Annotated in this window: 2 protein-coding genes; both read right to left on the reverse strand. The window is 69.1% G+C overall.

Going from position 1 to position 1,420, the window contains the following annotated elements; all coding sequences use genetic code 11:
• Positions 1 to 662, reverse strand: a 662-nt coding sequence (locus MBELCI_RS18795; protein WP_045320555.1) for an electron transfer flavoprotein subunit alpha/FixB family protein, incomplete at its 3' end; no start/stop codon positions are given.
• The gene (locus MBELCI_RS18800) at positions 662 to 1,420 is read right to left on the reverse strand and encodes an electron transfer flavoprotein subunit beta/FixA family protein (protein WP_021695819.1); all 759 of its coding nucleotides are present in this window, start codon (positions 1,418 to 1,420) and stop codon (positions 662 to 664) included. The genes MBELCI_RS18800 and MBELCI_RS18795, both read right to left, overlap by 1 nt.

A 1,420-nucleotide genomic window follows, 5' to 3' on the forward strand; every position in this document is an offset into this window, starting at 1 on the left:
GCGCCGAGCTTGTCGGCGAGGGTCTCGATCAGCGCGAAGTTCTCCTGCGAGCCGACGCCGCGCCCGCCCGAGACGACGATGCCCGCGGAGGTCAGCTCCGGCCGGTCGCTCTCGGCGAGCTTGTCCTCGACCCAGGACGACAGGCCCGGATCGGCCGCCGCCGCCACGTCCTCGACCGGGGCCGACCCGCCTTCGCCCGCGGGCTCGAAGCCGGTGGTGCGGATCGTGAAGACCTTGGTCGCGTCGCGCGATTTCACCGTCTGCACCGCGTTGCCGGCATAGACGGGCCGGTCGAACGAGCCATCCTCGTGGAGCGCCAGCACGTCGGGGATGATCATCACGTCCAGAAGCGCGGCGACGCGCGGCATGATGTTCTTGGCGTCCGTCGTGGCAGGAGCCGCCACGTGTTCGTGCCCCTCGGCCAGCTGCGCCACCAGTGCGGCGACCGGCTCGGCGAGGCGGTGCGAATAGAGCGCGTCCTCGGCGCAGAGCACGCGGGCCACGCCCTCGATCTTCGCCGCCGCTTGGGCGGCGTCCTTGGCCTTGGCGCCGACGCAAAGCAGCGTCACGTCGCCCAACGGCGCCACGGCGGCGACGGCGCGCGCGGTGGCGTCGTGGTTCAGCTCGCCATCGGTGACCTCGGCCAGAAGCAACACGCCCATCACACCACCCCCAGATCTTTGAGTTTCTCGACCAGATCATCGACCGAGCCGACCATCATCCCCGCCTTGCGCGCCGGCGGCTCGGCGGTCCTGACCACCTCGAGCCGCGGCGAGACGTCGACGCCGTAATCGGCGGGCGTCTTTTCGTCCAAGGGCTTCTTCTTGGCCTTCATGATGTTCGGGAGCGACGCGTAGCGCGGCTCGTTCAGCCGCAGATCCACGGAGACGATCGCCGGCAGCTTGACCGAGATCGTCTGCAGGCCGCCGTCGACCTCGCGCGTCACCTGCGCGCTCTCGCCGTCGATCTTCACCTCCGACGCGAAGGTCGCCTGCGACCAGCCCAAGAGCGCCGAGAGCATCTGCCCGGTGGCGTTCATGTCGTTGTCGATCGCCTGCTTGCCGCAGAGCACGAGGCCCGGCTGCTCCTCCTCGACGATACGCGCGAGGATCCTGGCCACGGCCAGCGGCTCGATGTCCTGATCGGGGGCCTCGGCGGCGACCACCAGGATCGCGCGGTCCGCGCCCATCGCCAGCGCCGTGCGCAGCGTCTCCTGCGCCTGTTTGACGCCGATCGACACCGCGACGATCTCCGACGCCGTGCCCCCCTCCTTGAGACGGATCGCCTCCTCGACCGCGATCTCGTCGAACGGGTTCATCGACATCTTCACGTTGGCCAGATCGACGCCAGACCCGTCCGACTTCACCCGGACCTTCACGTTGTAGTCGATCACCCGCTTCACGGGGACGAGAATCTTCAT

The sequence above is a fragment of the Limimaricola cinnabarinus LL-001 genome, assembly GCF_000466965.1.
GTDB classification, from domain to species: Bacteria; Pseudomonadota; Alphaproteobacteria; order Rhodobacterales; family Rhodobacteraceae; genus Limimaricola; species Limimaricola cinnabarinus.

Coding starts and splice junctions, on each gene's coding strand:
- MBELCI_RS18800 (WP_021695819.1), bottom strand. CDS start 1,420: ATGAAGATTCTCGTCCCCGTGAAGCGGGTGATCGACTACAACGTGAAG.